Origin of the sequence: Rhodovulum steppense (assembly GCF_004339675.1) — a bacterium.
Taxonomy (GTDB): Bacteria; Pseudomonadota; Alphaproteobacteria; order Rhodobacterales; family Rhodobacteraceae; genus Rhodovulum; species Rhodovulum steppense.
On sequence record NZ_SLVM01000009.1, the window covers coordinates 73,184 to 88,956 of the forward strand.

Annotated in this window: 18 protein-coding genes; 8 read left to right on the forward strand and 10 right to left on the reverse strand. The window is 68.3% G+C overall.

Going from position 1 to position 15,773, the window contains the following annotated elements:
- The first annotated feature begins 160 nt into the window (after window positions 1-160).
- From EV216_RS18210 to EV216_RS18215, 7 genes are all read left to right on the forward strand, one after another.
- Window positions 161-1,855, forward strand: a complete 1,695-nt coding sequence (locus tag EV216_RS18210; RefSeq protein ID WP_165899189.1) for a hypothetical protein — start codon at window positions 161-163, stop codon at window positions 1,853-1,855.
- A 430-nt stretch (window positions 1,856-2,285) separates the two neighbouring features.
- Window positions 2,286-2,942, forward strand: coding sequence for a hypothetical protein (locus EV216_RS07750; protein WP_132694491.1), 657 nt, complete (start codon window positions 2,286-2,288; stop codon window positions 2,940-2,942).
- A 94-nt stretch (window positions 2,943-3,036) separates the two neighbouring features.
- A complete protein-coding gene (locus tag EV216_RS07755; protein WP_165899190.1) occupies window positions 3,037-3,336 on the forward strand; it encodes a glycosyltransferase in 300 nt (99 codons plus the stop codon).
- A 78-nt stretch (window positions 3,337-3,414) separates the two neighbouring features.
- On the forward strand, window positions 3,415-3,912 hold the full coding sequence (locus EV216_RS07760) for a hypothetical protein (RefSeq protein WP_132694493.1): 498 nt from the start codon (window positions 3,415-3,417) through the stop codon (window positions 3,910-3,912).
- Between the two features lie 56 nt (window positions 3,913-3,968).
- Window positions 3,969-4,196 (forward strand): hypothetical protein, encoded by a 228-nt coding sequence (locus EV216_RS07765; protein ID WP_165899191.1) that lies wholly within the window; start codon window positions 3,969-3,971, stop codon window positions 4,194-4,196.
- A gap of 65 nt (window positions 4,197-4,261) precedes the next feature.
- Window positions 4,262-4,534, forward strand: coding sequence for a hypothetical protein (locus EV216_RS07770; RefSeq protein WP_165899192.1), 273 nt, complete (start codon window positions 4,262-4,264; stop codon window positions 4,532-4,534).
- Between the two features lie 157 nt (window positions 4,535-4,691).
- Entirely contained in the window at window positions 4,692-4,835 is a 144-nt protein-coding gene (locus tag EV216_RS18215; RefSeq protein ID WP_165899193.1) for a hypothetical protein, read from the forward strand.
- A 79-nt stretch (window positions 4,836-4,914) separates the two neighbouring features.
- Here the strand turns inward: EV216_RS18215 and EV216_RS18220 are convergent, their stop codons facing one another.
- The 9 genes from EV216_RS18220 to EV216_RS07815 form a co-directional block, all read right to left on the reverse strand.
- A complete protein-coding gene (locus tag EV216_RS18220; protein WP_165899194.1) occupies window positions 4,915-5,175 on the reverse strand; it encodes a hypothetical protein in 261 nt (86 codons plus the stop codon).
- A 30-nt stretch (window positions 5,176-5,205) separates the two neighbouring features.
- Window positions 5,206-5,778, reverse strand: coding sequence for a PqiC family protein (locus tag EV216_RS07780; protein WP_132694497.1), 573 nt, complete (start codon window positions 5,776-5,778; stop codon window positions 5,206-5,208).
- An 11-nt stretch (window positions 5,779-5,789) separates the two neighbouring features.
- On the reverse strand, window positions 5,790-7,874 hold the full coding sequence (locus EV216_RS07785; RefSeq protein ID WP_132694498.1) for an MlaD family protein: 2,085 nt from the start codon (window positions 7,872-7,874) through the stop codon (window positions 5,790-5,792).
- Complete coding sequence (locus tag EV216_RS07790) at window positions 7,871-8,500, reverse strand: paraquat-inducible protein A (protein WP_243642016.1); 630 nt, start codon at window positions 8,498-8,500, stop codon at window positions 7,871-7,873. Before EV216_RS07790 ends, EV216_RS07785 begins: the two co-directional genes overlap by 4 nt.
- The gene (locus tag EV216_RS07795; protein WP_132694499.1) at window positions 8,479-9,114 is read right to left on the reverse strand and encodes a paraquat-inducible protein A; all 636 of its coding nucleotides are present in this window, start codon (window positions 9,112-9,114) and stop codon (window positions 8,479-8,481) included. Before EV216_RS07795 ends, EV216_RS07790 begins: the two co-directional genes overlap by 22 nt.
- 81 nt (window positions 9,115-9,195) lie before the next feature.
- Window positions 9,196-10,707 (reverse strand): malonate--CoA ligase, encoded by a 1,512-nt coding sequence (locus tag EV216_RS07800; RefSeq protein ID WP_132694500.1) that lies wholly within the window; start codon window positions 10,705-10,707, stop codon window positions 9,196-9,198.
- Between the two features lie 113 nt (window positions 10,708-10,820).
- On the reverse strand, window positions 10,821-11,720 hold the full coding sequence (locus tag EV216_RS07805) for a DMT family transporter (protein ID WP_132694501.1): 900 nt from the start codon (window positions 11,718-11,720) through the stop codon (window positions 10,821-10,823).
- Window positions 11,721-11,798: 78 nt separating this feature from the next.
- Window positions 11,799-12,086 (reverse strand): HU family DNA-binding protein, encoded by a 288-nt coding sequence (locus tag EV216_RS07810; protein ID WP_132694502.1) that lies wholly within the window; start codon window positions 12,084-12,086, stop codon window positions 11,799-11,801.
- 127 nt (window positions 12,087-12,213) lie between these two features.
- Window positions 12,214-13,698, reverse strand: coding sequence for an AMP nucleosidase (locus EV216_RS07815; protein ID WP_132694503.1), 1,485 nt, complete (start codon window positions 13,696-13,698; stop codon window positions 12,214-12,216).
- 111 nt (window positions 13,699-13,809) lie between these two features.
- Here EV216_RS07815 and EV216_RS07820 point away from each other — a divergent pair, with 111 nt between their 5' ends.
- On the forward strand, window positions 13,810-14,664 hold the full coding sequence (locus EV216_RS07820) for an SDR family oxidoreductase (protein ID WP_132694504.1): 855 nt from the start codon (window positions 13,810-13,812) through the stop codon (window positions 14,662-14,664).
- Between the two features lie 31 nt (window positions 14,665-14,695).
- Here EV216_RS07820 and EV216_RS07825 read toward each other — a convergent pair whose 3' ends face one another.
- Window positions 14,696-15,760, reverse strand: coding sequence for a TRAP transporter substrate-binding protein (locus EV216_RS07825; protein ID WP_132694505.1), 1,065 nt, complete (start codon window positions 15,758-15,760; stop codon window positions 14,696-14,698).
- Window positions 15,761-15,773 lie beyond the last annotated feature (13 nt).

Below are 15,773 nucleotides of genomic sequence, written 5' to 3' on the forward strand. Positions count from 1 at the left end.
CATTGGGATCAATTTGCGGCGTTGTCCCGAGGGCGCGCGTTGGGTAACATCATCAGGCACGGCGTGGGCTGACATTTCGGTGACGTTGCGGCCGGTTTCAAGGCTCGGATTCGTTCCAGTCTGCACGCTGGTCTGATATCCCACATGGGGGTGGGGTGGAATGGGCGAGAGGATTGGGTCGGGGGCATCGCCATCGGATTCCCGCTTTTCCGGGGATGACCACGCGAGAGTCTTCGAACTGCTGAATTCGAAGGCTTGGGAAAAGCGCCTCGAAGAGGCCCGTCTTCAGCGTGGGAAGGTGCTTGCCGAGAAAGCGGCCCGGGCAGGGCTCCGCGCTCTGTCCGATGCGGTCGAAGACGGCGAGCAACCGACCGGCGTGCAGGGGGACGCCCGTGTTGCCACGGCGCTTCGGACGCTGCGCCAGGCGGAGTCCGCGGCGGCAGAGGAGGTCGGCAACCCTGCCCTCCCACCCGGCCTGCGCGTCGAGGCTGAGGCGTCCGCGCCCGCGTCGAAGCGGCGTGGCTTTCGATCCGCGCGCGCGTTGCGTCCTGTTCCCGCCTTGCCGGTCAACGCGTCACAGGGTGCGCAGCGGCTTGAAACGGCGCTTGCCCGTGCCCGGGTCGCACGATTGGACGGCGGTGCTGGGCGTTGGCGCGGTCGGCTTGGCCGGTTCGTTTTTGTCGCCATGGCCTTTGCGATGGGACTGGTCGCGGGGATCGCGGCTGTGCGGGTGGCGGGATTGATCGGGCATGGGGCGGCGTCGGTTGTCGCAACGCCAGAGAGCACGCGCGGCCCGATTGCGGCGGCCATCCCGGCCGCATCCGACTTGCCGTCGGGTCAAAGCCTCTCCCACCCCATCGCCGCGGCTGGTCCTGTCGCATTCCGGCCCGCGCAGGAGGCCGTGCTGTCCACCCAGGCACCGGTCGTCCCGGCCGTATCCCCGGGTCTACCTGTGCCCGACATGTCGCTTGCGGGTGATGTGCGGACGACACCCGTGCTGGCCGATCCGGGCGGGGTTCCGCTCCTCGGGTCTGCGACCTTGCCGCCCGCCCGCCCCGCCACCGATCTGGCGGTCGCGCCTGTGCCGCCCCGTCCGCCTGTCGCCGAGCCTGCGCCGCGTGGGCCGATAGAAGCGCCAGAGCCGCCGGGTCTTGTGGCCCTCGCCCATCGTCCCGTCGCAGCCGGGACGGCTCATTCCGGTCCTGTCCCGACCGCGCTGCCCCCGATGCCCGTTCCCTGGGCCGGTGGGCAATCGCTGTCCGCGCCATCCGCACGCCTGACGGATCAGGCGGTGCCGCAATCGGAGAGTCCGGTCCAGATGGTCGCGCTGCCGACTGCACCCGCCGGTCGGCTTGCTCTGGTTCAGCCGCCCGCCCCGCAACCTGCCGCCGCTCCGCCGCCCCCCATGCCCGCACCGGACGTCTTCGTCAGGGTCTTCGTGACGAACGCGGTGTCGGATGACGGGATCGCCAAAACGGTGGCGTCGCTGGACGGGGCGGGCTACGACATGGCGCCGCCCGCACGGGTGCGGGTCGTGATCGCCGAGACCGATGTGCGTTTTTTCCATCGCCAGGATGCCGAAGCGGCGCGCGTGCTGGCCGAGCATCTGGACGGAGTGACGCGCGACTTCACCGGGGCTGCAAGGAAGCCGCGGCCTGGGCAGTTGGAACTCTGGCTGGCGGGCGGCGCGCGACAACCCCAGCCAGCCCGCACCACGCAACCCGAAATGCGCACGGTCCGGCCGCCGACTCAGGCCGCGACCAGCCGACGCAGTCAGGCCCCGGCACAGACCACGACCGCGGCGGAACTGCGAAACGAAGTGCTCCGGAAGCTGAGAGAGGTCAACAGCCAGTGACCGGCTGTCAATGGTCATGATGCGCCGCCGCGGATGGCGGCGAGGATAACGGGGGAGAAAGGGATAAGGCCACGCCCGACAGACGACTTCTGGCCATCGTGACGGGGACTGGTGATGATCATGGGAACGCTGGGCGCGCGCGCGAGGCGACGCTGTAGCAGCTTCAGTTCATCGACAGCATGTTGACGCGCAAGGATGCATGGGGGCGTGGCAGTATCTGCGCCAGGACCCCACCTCATGGTGGACGTGGACGCACTTCCGGTGCAATTGCGCAAGTTCTGCAACGACGTGACGGTGGGCGGTTGAACTGCGACTTCATTCCCGATCCGACCGTGCTTGTGGCCCGGTCGGGCGGTGACGGCGCAAGTGCCGCGCCCTCCCTCGATCCCGGGTCGGCCGGGATCTATTGTGTCCCTTGCAGGACTCCCGCATGGCCAGCCGCGCCCGGTTGCCGCAGCTTGCCTATGTTGTCGATCCGCGGTTTCCGGGCGGCACCTCGGCCTCCGTTGCGGCCGAGTGGCGGGTGGCCGCGGCGCTGGGGCGGTTCACGGTCCATGCCCGCTGGGCGGGGATGTTCGGCACGGCGCGGCAGGTCGCGCCGGTACTGCGCGAGGTGCTGGACGAACTGTGCCTGCCGTTGGTCTGGGACGCGCCCGGCATCGCGGCCGATGTGGCGATCCTGCACAATCCGGCCTTTCTGAAATTCTTGCCTGATTTCGAAGGCTGGATCGTGGCGCGCCACCTTGTCGTGGTCGCGCACGAGAATTTCCTGCGCCCGGGCGGTATCAAGGGGTTCGACGTGGGCGCCTGTCTGGATCGGATCGACCGTGCCTCGCTGGCGCTTCGGAAATCGTCGACGCCGATCTCGCCGCATAATCGCGCCACGGTGACGGCTGGAAGTACAGCCGGGAAGGGGCGGCGGGACGTGCTGAGCGAGGACTGGTTCAACATCTGCGAGATGTCGTGCCAGACCCCAGCCGCAAGGCCTCGTGACCGGCGGGGGCGGCATTCGCGCCCAGGTTTCGAGAAATTCCCCCTCTTGCCGATCTCGATCGTTTCTTTTCGGCCCATGCCGAGGCCAGCGTGATCCTGGGGGCGGACATGCTGCTGGCCGGGCGGTGGCGCGTCCGCACTGGACATTGTTGCCGTTCTGCTCTGCCGAGGTCGGGGTTTATTTCGCGATGATCGATTTCATGGTGCCGACCGGGCGCGAGAGCTTCGGACAGGCGTTCGTCGAGGCTCTCGCCGCTGGCAAGGTCGTGATGACCGACCCCGAAACCGGCGCGGTCTTCGGACGGGGTGTCATCGCCAGCCGCCCCGACGATGTCGACGCGGCGGTGGAGCGGCTGATCGCCGATCCTGCTGCTCATGCGGCACAGGCGGCACACGGGCAGGCGGCTCTCGACGGGTTCTCGGCGGCAGCTTTCGCAGTCCGGCTCAAGGCGCTCATCGGTGCCGCGCTGCGGGCGCGCGCAGCATGATCCTTTTCGAGGGCGGCAGCCGCAACCAGCGTGCCTATGACGCACAGCTTACCTTTGCCGCGCGGGGGGCACCGGGCGGTGTTCCATGCCGATGGGCTGCCCGGCGATCCCGACCTCGGCCGCACCTACGAGGTGGCGCCCTTCCTTGTCGATACCGAGGATCTGGCGGTCAAGACGATCTTCCCGCTGGGGGTGGACGAGTTGGAGGACCGGGAACTGGCGGACTTACGCAACCGCGCGCCGTGGCCGGATGTGCCGTTCGTCGCCACCGGGCGGTTCGCCGATCATCAGGCCTATCTTGGCGCATGGGGCCGACTGGCCCATGCGCTGGGCCGCGAGCCCCGGGTGATCGATCTCACCGAGACCCAGCCCAGACCGCTGATCGCGGGCGCGACGATGCTGCTGGTTGCCGAGCGCGAACCCCGGTCGACCGGACGCTTTTCCTGCAGACCAATGGGGCCGGGCTGGGCCATGCCCAACGCTGCACCGTCATCGCCGATGCGCTGTCTGCGGCGTGCGCCCGGCCTTTGCGGCCTTTCTCTTCTGCGTGCCGATGATCCTGGGGCGCGGCTATGACTGCCTTCCACTGGTGCAGAAAAGGGAGGTACCATCCCGAACCCTATGCAAATGACGTGCTGACCTATCTGCGGCTCGGTCGGGCGTTGGAGCGTGGCGACTGTCTGGTCTTTGGCGGCGGCTATGTGTTCGATTCGATCCTTCGTACCGTTCTGGAACGCGACCTTTGTGCGGTCTGGATCCGCCGCGGCCTATGGCCGCCGGGCCGGGAAAGCGATCTTGCGCTCGACCGCGAGCGCATCTTCGAACGGGTAATCGTGCCCTCCGAGCCTTCTCCGAACTGAATGCCCCCTACAGTTTCGGGCCGCGTGTCCATTATGTCGGCCCCATCGTCCGGCAGACCCTGCAGGTGCCAGCTGCATGCGGCGCGCTACGCAAGCTTTTGGCCGAGCGTTTTGGTCGAAGGTTCGAACGGCTGATGATCTCGATGCTGGGGGGCGCCTCGGACCGGACGGCGCAGTTGCAGGCGATCGCGGTGATGCTGGCGGGACGCGAGGAGGTGCTGCACCTGATCGTGGTCTGGCCCTGCGGAATGTGGCGGCGAGGCTTTACGTCTGGCCCAATACCCGCGTCGTGCAGACCTTCGAGGCCGCTGCGCTGGCTCTGGCTGCCGATCTGGTGATCTCTGCGGCGGGCTACAATTCGGTACACGAGATCCTTTTAACTGCATTCCCGCGGCGCTGATTCCGCAAAGCGCGCCCTCTCTCGATGACCAGACCCGGCGCGCCCGGTCGCTGCCCGATCGAGGGCTATGCGCAATCGTCGACGAGACGGAGTTGTTGCGTCTGGAACGGGTGCTGGCCGAGTGTCTGGGCGGCGACAGGGCGGTTGGATTCCGTCAGACGCGGGCGGCGGTCGATCTGCCCGCGCCCGGTGCCGAAGAGGCTGCGCGGCTCATCGCCGAGACCGGGGAGGTCTCCTGATGGGAACCGGATGGGGTGCCATTCTCGGCCGGATAACGCAGGCCCGGCCCGAGGATCTGGTCCCTCTGATCCAGACGGGTCACGACCGCCCGCGCGGTCGGTAATTGACGTAATGCTTTCGCGGATCGGGGTGCGCCTCGCCGAACCGCTGGACAATCCCGCCCGCGCGGCTCTGCGTCTGGCTGCGGCGGCGGTCGAGCGGCACGTCTTCCCGGTGATCCTGTCGCGGATCGACCAGTCCTGGTTCGAGTGCTTCGGTTTCCGCGTCGAGCGCGTGCCGCCCGGCGACGAGTCGGGGGGGCAAGACGGAACTGCGCACGTCCTGGAACCTCACGATCATCATCGACGGCTGTGACATCGGCCTGCTGGGCTAGCGCAGCCCCTCGCGCGCGATCAGCGCGGCAAGGTCGCGCAGCGCCTCGCCGCGGGCCGCGGCGATGGCGGCCGGGCCGCCGCCGGGGGCGATCCGGGTGGTGATGGCAAAACTGCCCGAACGCCCGCGCCGCCCCTGTTCGGGGGCCACGAAATACTGGCCCGACAACCGGAACCGGCCATCCGCCTCGGCCAGCATGTCCGAGACGCGCACCTCCAGCGTGGCCGCGGCGCGCTCGAAGAAGGGCCAGGGCTCGGCGGCGACGGTGGCCCCCGTCATCCGGCCCAGATAGCGCGCCAGGTCGCCGGTGATCGCACGGGCCGGATCGTCGGCCCAAAGCACCGCGGGCGCGGGCGCCAGCGCCCCGTCCGCGGTGCGGATATGGATCTCGTCAGAGGCGGCATAGGCAGGCAGCGCAACCTCGCGCAGCGCGACGGTGGCAAAGGCCGAGGGCAGGCGCGGACCCGCGACCGGCGCCTCGGGCACGGTGTAGCGCAGGGGCGGGGTGCTGGCGCAGCCTGCGGCAAGGGCGACCAGCGCAAAGGCGAGAAGGGGGGCGGCGTGCTTCATCTCTGGCGTCCCTAGCGTCCGAACAGGATCGAATTGGGGTTGCGTTCCAGCGTCCGCGCCAGCGTCGAGACGGCGCGGGCGGCGCGTTCGACCTCGCGGATGGCGGGGCCAAGATCGCGGCCGACCCCGCGTGTCGCGTCATAGTCGCGGATCGTAGCGGCAGCCTCGTCCAGCACGCTGCGGGCGCGGCTCAGAAGGGCGGGCAGGTCTTCGGCGGCGGCCGAGAACCCGTCGGCGGCGGCCCGGGCCGAGGCGAGCGTGGCGTTCGCATTCTCGATCACGCCGCCGTCGCGTAGCTCGGCCAGCACATTGCGCAACTCGGCCAGCGCGGCCGACAGATCGGCAGGCAGGGCGCGGGCGGCATCGGTATCGACCAGCCGTGCGGCGGCGTCCATCAGTGCCGAAAGCCGCGCGGCCAGTTCGTCCAGCGGCACGGCCTCGGCATTCTCGGCGATCCCGGTCAGGCGGGCCACCAGTTCGGGCACGCCCTCGACCGTGCTTTCGACCCGGGCGGCGGCGGCGGCGGCCGCGTCGATAGCCGCGCCCAGCCGTCCGGCGGCATCGCTTTCGTTCAGCCGCGCAACCAGCGTTTCCAGCTCGCCCACCGCGGCCGAGAGCCGCCCGGGCAGCGCCTGCGCCTCGTCGGTGCCGACAAGCCCGCGCGCCTCGCCCAGCAGGGCGCGCACCTCGCCCGGTACGGCGCGGATATCCTCGCTGCCCGCCAGACGGGCAATGTTGTCGAGCGCGGCAATGGCGCTTTCCATCACCTGTTCGATGGGCAAGGCATTGATGCGGTTATAGATCCCCTCGGCAGTGGCGGCGGCATCGGCGATCTCGGCGGGCGCGGTGGGCAGGACCGGGTTCGGGCTTGCGTCGCGATCCAGCACGGCGGGCGGCGCTTCGACCAGTTCGACCAGTTCGACCTTGAGCCCGCCGGTCAGCAACGAGGCCGTGGCCAGCCGCGCGCGCAACCCCTCGTCCACGCGGGCGGCAAGGTAATCAAGCGCGGCTTCGGGGTCGGGCCTGCCGTCAAGGCCCAACTGGCCCGGCCGGATCGCCAGCGTCGCGGTCAGGCGCACCCGCTCGTCGCCGAAGCGCGCGGCATCCACGATCCCGCCCAGCGCCGTCACCTTGCCGATGCGGATGCCGCCCAGATCCACGGGCGCATCCACGGCCAGACCGCTGACATTCTCCTCGAAGATCACGGTCAGCGTCAGCAACTCGCCCTCGTCCGCGCCGAACAGGCTGGCGCGCGCCGCGGCCTCGTCGGGATAGACGTTGAACTGCGTGCCCGGCTCGACCGGCGCGCCCCCCGAAACCACGGTGCGGAAGGTGATCCCGCCCGAGACCAGCGAGGCGATAGAGTCGAAATCGAGCCGCGCGCCCCCCGGCCCCAGCGAGAAGCGGAAACCCGAGGTATCCCAGAACCGCGTTGCCGAGGAAATCAGCCAGTCATGCGGGGCAAAGATGATCGCCTCTGCCTCGACCGTGGCGCCGTCTTCGGACACTTCGGCGCGGCCGATCCGGCCGACCTCAATGCCGCGATAGACGATGGGCGCCTCGGCCGTCAGCGAGGCCGAGCCTGCCGCCCGCAACCGCAGCCTGAGCGCCGCGCGCCCCTCGCGGTTCAGCGGTGCGGTGGTCGAAGCCTCGTGGCGCTGGACGAAGCCGCGGGGCGTGTCGTCCCAGATGCCCTCGATGAAGGTGCCCGACAGCACGGTTTCCAGCCCCGACACGCCGCGCGGCGTCACCTCGGGGCGGACCACCCAGAACTGCGCGTCGTCGTCCACGAAGTCGGCCACGTCGCGATCCAGCCGCACACCGACCAGCACCTTGCCCAGCCCTTCGGTAAAGGCGACGCTTTCCACGATCCCCACGGTCACGTCGCGATAGCGCAGCTCGGTTTCGCCCGCGCGGATGCCCGAGGCGGTCTCGAACACCAGTTCCAGAAGCGGGCCGCGTTCGGCATAGCTGTTCCAAGCCACCCCAAGCGCGATCGCCAGCGCCGCGGCCGGGATCACCCAGACGATGGAGAGCCGTTCCACAAGGCTGCGGCGGGCGGGCTCGATGGGGGTTTCGGGCGGCAGGTCGGTCATGCGCGGCGGCCCTCCCTCTCGGCGTCCCAGATCAGGCGGCTGTCGAAGCTTTGTGCCGAGAGCATGGTGAAGATCACCGAGAGGGCAAAGAACAGGCTGGCCGGGCCGGGGCTGACCGAGGCGACGGCGCCAAGCTGCACCAGCGAGGCCAGGATCGCGACCACGAAGACGTCGATCATGGACCAGCGGCCGATATACTCGACCACCTGGTAAAGCTGCTGGCGGCGGCTGCCGGTCAGGGCGCTGCCATGGCGCACGCCCAGCGCCAGCATGGCAATGGCCAGGAACTTGCCCAGCGGGATCGCGACCGAGGCGGTCAGGATCACCAGCGCGATGCCCCAGTTGCCGTGGCGGGCCAGGTCGACCGCGCCGCCGATGATTGTGGCCTCCTGCGAGGCGACGAGCGTGCGGGTGGACAGCATCGGGTAGAGATTGGCGGGTACATAGGCGATCACCCCGACCAGCCACCACGCCCAGACCCGTTGCAGCGCCAGCGGCGCGCGGGTGTGCAGCCGATGCCCGCAGCGCCCGCAGCGCTCCGTTCCCGCGGGCCAGACCCGGGTGCAGCTTGTGCAGGCCACCAGCCCCATCTCGCGCGCGGTTCTCAGCGTTCCAGCGATTTCCATACCGAATACCTGCACATGAATCCGTCCTGCACCACCACCAGCACGACAAGGGCGGCGAACATCCAGAAGGCAGGGCCGAAATGGACCTGCGCCAGATCGGCGATCTTGACCAGCGCGATCGCGCAGCCGATGACAAAGATCTCGGCCATCGACCAGGGCCGCAGCTCTTCGGAGAGCCGGAACGCGGCGGCGGCGTGGGGCGCGGGTGGGCGGTCCAGCACGACGGGGCCGAGCACATAGATCACCAGAAGCGCGCGCAGCACCGGGATGAACACGATCAGCGCCGCCACCGCCAGCGCAAGGATCGCGACCGGCCCCGCTGCGGCAAAGGCAAGCGCGGCGTCCAGTACCGAACTGGCATTGCTGCGCCCGGCGACCTCGATGGCGAGGAAGGGGGCCAGCGTCGCCGCCACCACCAGCACCACCACCGCCACGGCGACTGCGATCAGTTGCTGGCCCGCCCGGCGGCGCGGCGCGATCAGCACCGTCTTGCAGCATGCGCAGACCGCGCGTTCGCCGGGGCCGGGCTGGACCGCGCGATAGACCGCATCGCAGCGCGGACAGGCGATCATCGCGGTCAGATCCGGCCCGATGGCTTGCGGGGCGGGGGTCATGCGTGTGACGGTTTCCAAAGGCTCATCGGGAACAGCATAGGGGGCAGCGCAGTGTTATCCAGCGCTTTCGGGCTGCAACCTTCAGGTGAAGCTGTCCGCATAGCTGTCCCGCAGGACGGTCTTCTGCACCTTGCCCATGGTATTGCGCGGCAATTCCGCGACGAATTCGAACCGGCGGGGCAACTTGAAACCCGCCAGCCTTTCGCGCAGAGCGGTTGCCAGCGCCTGCGGGTCGGGGCAGGCCCCGGCCTCGGGCACCAGCACGGCGACCACACCCTCGCCGAAATCGGGATGGGGCACGCCGATCACCGCGCTTTCCCGGATGCCGGGTTGATCGTCGAGCGCCAGCTCGATTTCCCGAGGGTAGATGTTGTAGCCGCCCGAAATGATCAGATCCTTTGCCCGGCCGACGATCTGGACATAGCCGTTCGCCGCGATCAGCCCCAGATCGCCGGTGATGAAGAACCCGTTTTCGCGCAATTCCTCGCGGGTCTTTTCGGGCATCTGCCAGTAGCCTCTGAAGACGTTGGGCCCGCGCACCTCGATCATGCCGATCTCGCCCTGCGGCAGGGGTGCGCCGGTTTCGGGGTCGGTGATCTTCAGTTCTACCCCCGGCAGCGGCAGGCCCACGGTGCCCGCGATCCGCTCGCCGTCAAAGGGGTTCGAGGTGTTCATGTTCGTCTCGGTCATGCCGTAGCGTTCGAGGATGCGGTGGCCGGTGCGGGCCTCGAAGTCGCGGTGGGTGTCCGGCAAAAGCGGCGCCGAGCCCGAGACGAAAAGCCGGAAATGGCCGACCAGGTCGCGGGTGAAGCGCGGGTCGTCCAGCAGGCGGGTGTAGAAGGTGGGCACGCCCATCATGGAGGTTGCCCGTGGCAAAGCCGCTATCACCTGGTCAAGGTCGAATTTCGGCAGCAAGATCATCGCGCCGCCCGCCAGCAGCGTGACGTTGGTTGCCACGAACAGGCCATGGGTGTGAAAGATCGGCAGCGCGTGCAGCAGAATGTCATCTTCGGTGAAACGCCAGTACTCGGTCAGCACCTCGGCATTCGACACAAGGTTCGCTTGCGTCAGCATCGCGCCCTTGGACCGGCCTGTGGTGCCCGAGGTATAGAGAAAGGCCGCCAAATCCTCCGCGCGGCGCGGTTCGGTATCGAAATCGTCGGGCATGTCACAGGCCACGGCCGCAAAGCTGCCCGTCCCATCGACGTTCAGCGTCACAAGATGGCTGCCCGCCTTGTGCGCCACCGCGCTGAGCGTCCCGGCATGCGCCCCATCGCAGACGAAGAGCCGCGCGCCCGAGTTTTCCAGGAAATAGCTGACCTCGGCTGCCGTGTAGGCGGTGTTCAGCGGCAGGAAGATAACGCCCGCCTGCGCGCAGGCGGCGAATAGCGCCAGTGCCTCGGTCGATTTCTCGACCTGCACTGCCAGCCGGTCCCCGGGGACAAGACCCAGCGCGCGCAGCGCATGGGCGAAGCGGGCGGAAAGCCGCAAGAATGAATCATGTGTCAGGGTGCGACCGCAGGGCAGATGCAGAAACGGTGTCTGCCGGTCGGCATGGCAGCCGAAAAGCCTGTCGTAAAGCGGGTTGACCAATGGACGCAGACTCCATTCTGAACGGGCCGACCATGTGTCGGCGGGCTGCTGACGTTTTGCGGGATGTGGGCGGGATCGTAAAGACCCGGTGCTGCCAAGGCACCGGGCCGCTATCAATCGGAGCGACGGTCCAAGGGTGCGGCGACGCGGGTCTGTTTTGACAATTGCACCGCGAGGATGCCCGCCATGATGACCGCGACGCCTGTCACATCAAGCGGCCCCAGCGTCTCCCCCAGCAGGAGCGCGGCGATGGATACGCCGAAAAACGGGCTGAGGAAGTGGAAGGTCGCCGCCCGCACCGCGCCGATCCGGCGCACCAGCAGGAACCAGATCAGCGTGGCGACGAGACCCGGGAATATTGTCGTGTAGGCAAAGGCCAGGACCAGCGGCCAGCCCCAGCGCACCTCGGGGCTTTCGCCCGCAACGACGGAGGCCAGTGCCAGCGCCGCCGCACCCACCAGCATCTGGAGCCCGACGATCATCAGCACATTGCCGCCCGACGAGGCGCTGCGCACCGCCAGCGTCGCCGTGGTCAGCGCGAACACGCCCCCGACGCACAGCAACAACCCGTAGAGATCGACGCCGCCGGTGATCCGGCTGCCCATGATGATCGCCACTCCAGCAAAGCCGATCACCAGCCCCAGCGTGCCCAGCGGCCGCACCTTTTCGCGCAGCACCAGCCAGCCGAACAGTGCCACCAGAAGCGGCATGGTGGATGCGATGATCGCCGCCATCGAGGCTTCGAGTGTCTGCATCGCGACGAAGTTGAGGCCAAGATACAGCGCGTTCTGGCTGATGCCGAAGATCAGCGTGGCGCGCCATTGCTCGCGCGTCAGACGCCAGCTTTGCCCCAGCGCCAGCGCGATGCCGACGCCCAGCAGCCCCGACAGCAGGAACCGCAGCGCCAGCGCGCCCAGGGGCGGGGCATCGGCGACGATGATCCGCGCCGAGGTGAAGGCCGAGGCCCAGATGAAGGCGAAGGCAAGGCCCATCGCCAGCGCCCGCAGATCCATTGCTCTCCCCCCCAAAGCGAAAGGGCCGCCACGCGGGCGACCCTGAACCGTTTCCGGCGGCGCGGAAAGGCGCGGGCCTCAGCCGTTCACGCTGTCCTTCAGGGCCTTGGCGATGGTCATCTTGACGACCTTGTCCGAAGGCTTCTGGAACTGCTCGCCGGTGGCGGGGTTGCGCACCATGCGCTCGGGCCGCTCGCGGCAGTAGATCTTGCCCACGCCCGGCAGGGTCACCGAACCGCCCGCCGCCACTTCGCGGGTGATGATGCTGGTCACCGCGTCCAGTGCCGCCGTCGCGGTCTTCTTGTCAGCGCCCATTTCTTCGGCCAGGGCCGCGACGAGCTGGGTCTTGGTCATCGGTTTCGACATCTAGGGTCTCCTCGTTCGTGCCCTCTGTTGGGGCTCATCCTGGGGATTAAACTCGATATTGCGGAGACACACAACGATTTGTGGAATGAAATGACCGGTTTTCACGCATTTTGTGGGCGTTTTCCGCCTAGAGGAAGGCCGTTTCCTCGAAGCTGCGCAGCTTGCGGCTGTGAATCCGCTCGAGCGGCATGTCGCGCAACCGCTCCATCGCGCGGATTCCGATGGCCAGATGGCGCGAGACCTGGGTCTTGTAGAAGTCGCTGGCCATGCCCGGCAGCTTGAGTTCGCCATGCAGCGGCTTGTCCGACACGCATAGAAGCGTGCCATAGGGCACCCGGAAGCGGAACCCGTTGGCCGCAATGGTCGCGCTTTCCATGTCCAGCGCGATGGCGCGCGATTGCGACAGCCGCTGCACCGGGCCGGACTGGTCGCGCAATTCCCAGTTGCGGTTGTCGATGGTGGCCACGGTGCCGGTGCGCATGATGCGTTTCAGCTCGAAGCCCTGAAGCTGCGTGATCTCGGCCACCGCCTCTTCCATCGCGACCTGAATCTCGGCCAGTGCCGGGATGGGCACCCAGACCGGCAGATCGTCGTCCAGAACGTGATCCTCGCGCAGATAGCCATGGGCCAGCACGAAATCGCCCAGACGCTGTGAATTCCTCAGTCCCGCGCAATGGCCGACCATGATCCAGGCATGCGGGCGCAGGACCGCGATATGGTCGGTAGCGGTCTTGGCGTTCGAGGGGCCGACGCCGATATTGACCAGCGTGATGCCCTGACCATCGGCGCGCTTGAGGTGATAGCTGGGCATCTGCGGCAGCTTGGCGGGCGTGGGCAGGGCGGCGTCGGGGGTGGCGATCAGCGCATTCCCGGGGCCCACCAGCGCGGTATAGCCCGAGGCCGGATCGGCCAGCGCGGCGCGGGCGAAAGCCTCGAATTCCTCGACATAGAACTGGTAGTTCGTGAACAGGACGTGGTTCTGGAAATGCTCGGGCGCGGTGGCGGTGTAATGTTCGAGCCGCGCCAGCGAATAATCCACCCTCTGCGCGGTAAAGGGGGCCAGCGGGCGGGCAGCTCCCTCGGCCAGCGTCAGCGTGCCGTTCACGATGTCGTCGTTCGTGGTGTTCAGATCGGGCACGTCGAACAGATCGCGCAGCGGATAGTCAAGAACGCCCTCTTGCGGGACGGACAGCCCGGTTTCGCCCGTCACCGCGAAATGCACCGGGATCGGCGTCTCTGACGGACCGATCACCACGGGCTGGCCGTGATTGGCGATCAACAGGCCGATCTGCTGGCGCAGGTAATTGGCGAACAGGTCCGGCCGCGTGATCGTCGCGGCATAGGTTCCGGGCTCGGCGACATGGCCAAAGCTCAGGCGGCTGTCGACCTGGGCATGGGTCGCGGTTGAAAAGCGCACCTGCGGATAGACCGCGCGGAACCGTGCCCTCGGCGCCTGGCCCGCAAGGGTTTCGCGGAACCGCTCGCGCAGGAAACTGCGCGAGGTCTGGTAGATCCCGGCCAGACGCGCGACCGCCGCCCCGGCATCGGTGAACGCCTCCGCTCCGGGCAGTTCGGGGCCGACAAGCGGCAGTTCATCGACATGGTCCTGCATCTTTGTGGCGTCCCCGGGCTGTGCCGGGACAGGTTTCACGCTTTGGCCGCCCGGCGCAAGCCCTGCGCGCGCCCCCTTGCCGCGCGGCGCCGGGCGCGCGATGCTGGGGGCATGACAGGAACGCTTCTTTCCATCGGGCATGGCTATTCCGCGCGTGAACTGGGCCGGGTGCTTGGCCCGGGCTGGCGCGTGATCGGCACCACCCGCAGCCCGGCGCGGGCGCACGAGCTGCGCGCCGAAGGTGTCGAGCCGGTGATCTGGCCCGGCGACGATCTGCGCCCGGCGCTGGCCGCGGCGACCCATGTCTTGAGTTCCGTGCCGCCCGGGGCTGGTGGCGATCCGGTGGTGGCCGCGCTGGGCGAGGCGCTGCGCGCGGCCCGGCATCTGGTCTGGGTCGGCTATCTGTCCACAACGGGGGTCTATGGCGATCATCAGGGCGGCTGGGTCGACGAGACGACGGCGCTGACACCTGCGACGGGGCGCGGTGCGGCGCGGGTGGCGGCCGAGGCGGAATGGGCGGGGCTGGGCCTGCCGCTGCACATCTTCCGGCTGCCGGGTATCTATGGGCCGGGCCGCTCGGCGCTGGATCGGTTGCGCGACGGGACGGCGCGGCGGATCGTGAAACAGGGGCAGGTCTTTTCGCGCATCCATGTCGAGGATATCGCGCAGGTGCTGGCGGCCTCGATGGCGCGGCCGAATCCCCGTGCAATCTACAATGTCGCCGATGACGAACCCGCGCCCGCGCAGGACGTGATCGCCTTTGGCGCGCAGATGCTGGGCCTGCCGCTGCCCCCCGAGATCCCGTTCGAGGCCGCCGATCTGGGCCCGATGGCCGCCAGTTTCTATTCGGAATCAAAGAGGGTGCGGAACGACCGGATCAAGACGGAACTCGGCATCCACCTGCGCCATCCCGATTACCGGGCGGGGCTGGCCGCGATCCTCGAAGGCGAGACCCGCGAAGGCTAGGGTCGGCCGCCTGCGCGACCGGCCCCGATGCTCAGATCCGTCCAGCCAGCAGCGGCAGGGTCATTTCGCCGGCATAGTCGCGCGCCTGGGCCAGGTAGGCGTCATAGCTTTCGCGCACCTTCGCGACATCGGCATGCGCCGCGGTCAGGTCGTCCTGAACCTCGGTCCAGGCGTTCCGCAGCGCGGCGATCACGTCTTCGGGGAAGGGCAGGAACTGCACGCCCTGCGCCTTGAGATCGGCCATGGCCCTGGCGTTGTAATAGTCGAACTGCGCCTGAACTTCGAGCGCTGCGGCATAAGCTGCCGTCTCGCAGATCGCCTGAAGGTCGGGGGACAGCTCGGCCCAGGCATCGGCGTTGAACACGATGGCCAGCCCCGCGCCCGGCTCGTTGAAGGCGGGCACGTAGCACAGGTTGGTCAGCTTTTGCAGACCGAAGGCCTGATCCAGCATCGGCCCGACCCATTCGGCGGCGTCGATTGCGCCCGATTGCAGCGCCTGGAAGATCTCGGGCGGGGGCATCAGCACCGCGTTCACGCCAAGCTTGCGATAGATCTCGCCGCCCAGCCCCGCAATGCGCATGTTCATGCCGCGCAGGCTGTCGACGCTTTCGACGGGGCGCTTGAACCAGCCGCCGGACTGGGTGTTGGAATTGCCCGAATAGAAGGGCTTGAGATTGCGCTGGGCATAGATCTCGTCCCAGATCGCCTGCCCATCGCCCCAGCGCAGCCAGGCGAAATGCTCGGCCGAGGTCATCCCGAAGGGAACGCCGGTGAACCAGTGGATCGCCGGGTTCTTGCCCGCGGCATAATAGGTCGGGCCATGGCCCACCGGCGCGTTGCCCGCCTGAACTGCATCCTCGACCGCGAAGGCGGGCACCAGTTCGCCCGCGCCATGCACGGTGAAGGTGAGTCGGCCGTCCGACATCGCGGCGACCTTTTCGGCGAAGGTCACGACATTGGTGCCGACGGCGGGGGCGTTCTTGGGAAAGGCGGTGGGCAGGTTCCAGGTGATCTTGCCCTGCGCAACGGCCGGGGCGGCCAGCGTGCCAGCGGCGGCGACACCGGCGCCAGTGGTCAGGAAGGTTCTGCGGTCCATGTCGGTCCTCTCG

Bases quoted from the DNA above. Each gene is read 5' to 3' on its own strand.
- EV216_RS07825 (WP_132694505.1), bottom strand. From the start codon at position 15,760: ATGGACCGCAGAACCTTCCTGACCACTGGCGCCGGTGTCGCCGCCGCT.
- EV216_RS07795 (WP_132694499.1), bottom strand. From the start codon at position 9,114: ATGACCCCCGCCCCGCAAGCCATCGGGCCGGATCTGACCGCGATGATC.
- EV216_RS07750 (WP_132694491.1), top strand. From the start codon at position 2,286: ATGGCCAGCCGCGCCCGGTTGCCGCAGCTTGCCTATGTTGTCGATCCG.
- EV216_RS07820 (WP_132694504.1), top strand. From the start codon at position 13,810: ATGACAGGAACGCTTCTTTCCATCGGGCATGGCTATTCCGCGCGTGAA.
- EV216_RS07785 (WP_132694498.1), bottom strand. From the start codon at position 7,874: ATGACCGACCTGCCGCCCGAAACCCCCATCGAGCCCGCCCGCCGCAGC.
- EV216_RS07810 (WP_132694502.1), bottom strand. From the start codon at position 12,086: ATGTCGAAACCGATGACCAAGACCCAGCTCGTCGCGGCCCTGGCCGAA.
- EV216_RS07755 (WP_165899190.1), top strand. From the start codon at position 3,037: ATGATCGATTTCATGGTGCCGACCGGGCGCGAGAGCTTCGGACAGGCG.
- EV216_RS18220 (WP_165899194.1), bottom strand. From the start codon at position 5,175: ATGATCGTGAGGTTCCAGGACGTGCGCAGTTCCGTCTTGCCCCCCCGA.
- EV216_RS07815 (WP_132694503.1), bottom strand. From the start codon at position 13,698: ATGCAGGACCATGTCGATGAACTGCCGCTTGTCGGCCCCGAACTGCCC.
- EV216_RS07790 (WP_243642016.1), bottom strand. From the start codon at position 8,500: ATGGAAATCGCTGGAACGCTGAGAACCGCGCGCGAGATGGGGCTGGTG.
- EV216_RS07805 (WP_132694501.1), bottom strand. From the start codon at position 11,720: ATGGATCTGCGGGCGCTGGCGATGGGCCTTGCCTTCGCCTTCATCTGG.
- EV216_RS07780 (WP_132694497.1), bottom strand. From the start codon at position 5,778: ATGAAGCACGCCGCCCCCCTTCTCGCCTTTGCGCTGGTCGCCCTTGCC.
- EV216_RS18210 (WP_165899189.1), top strand. From the start codon at position 161: ATGGGCGAGAGGATTGGGTCGGGGGCATCGCCATCGGATTCCCGCTTT.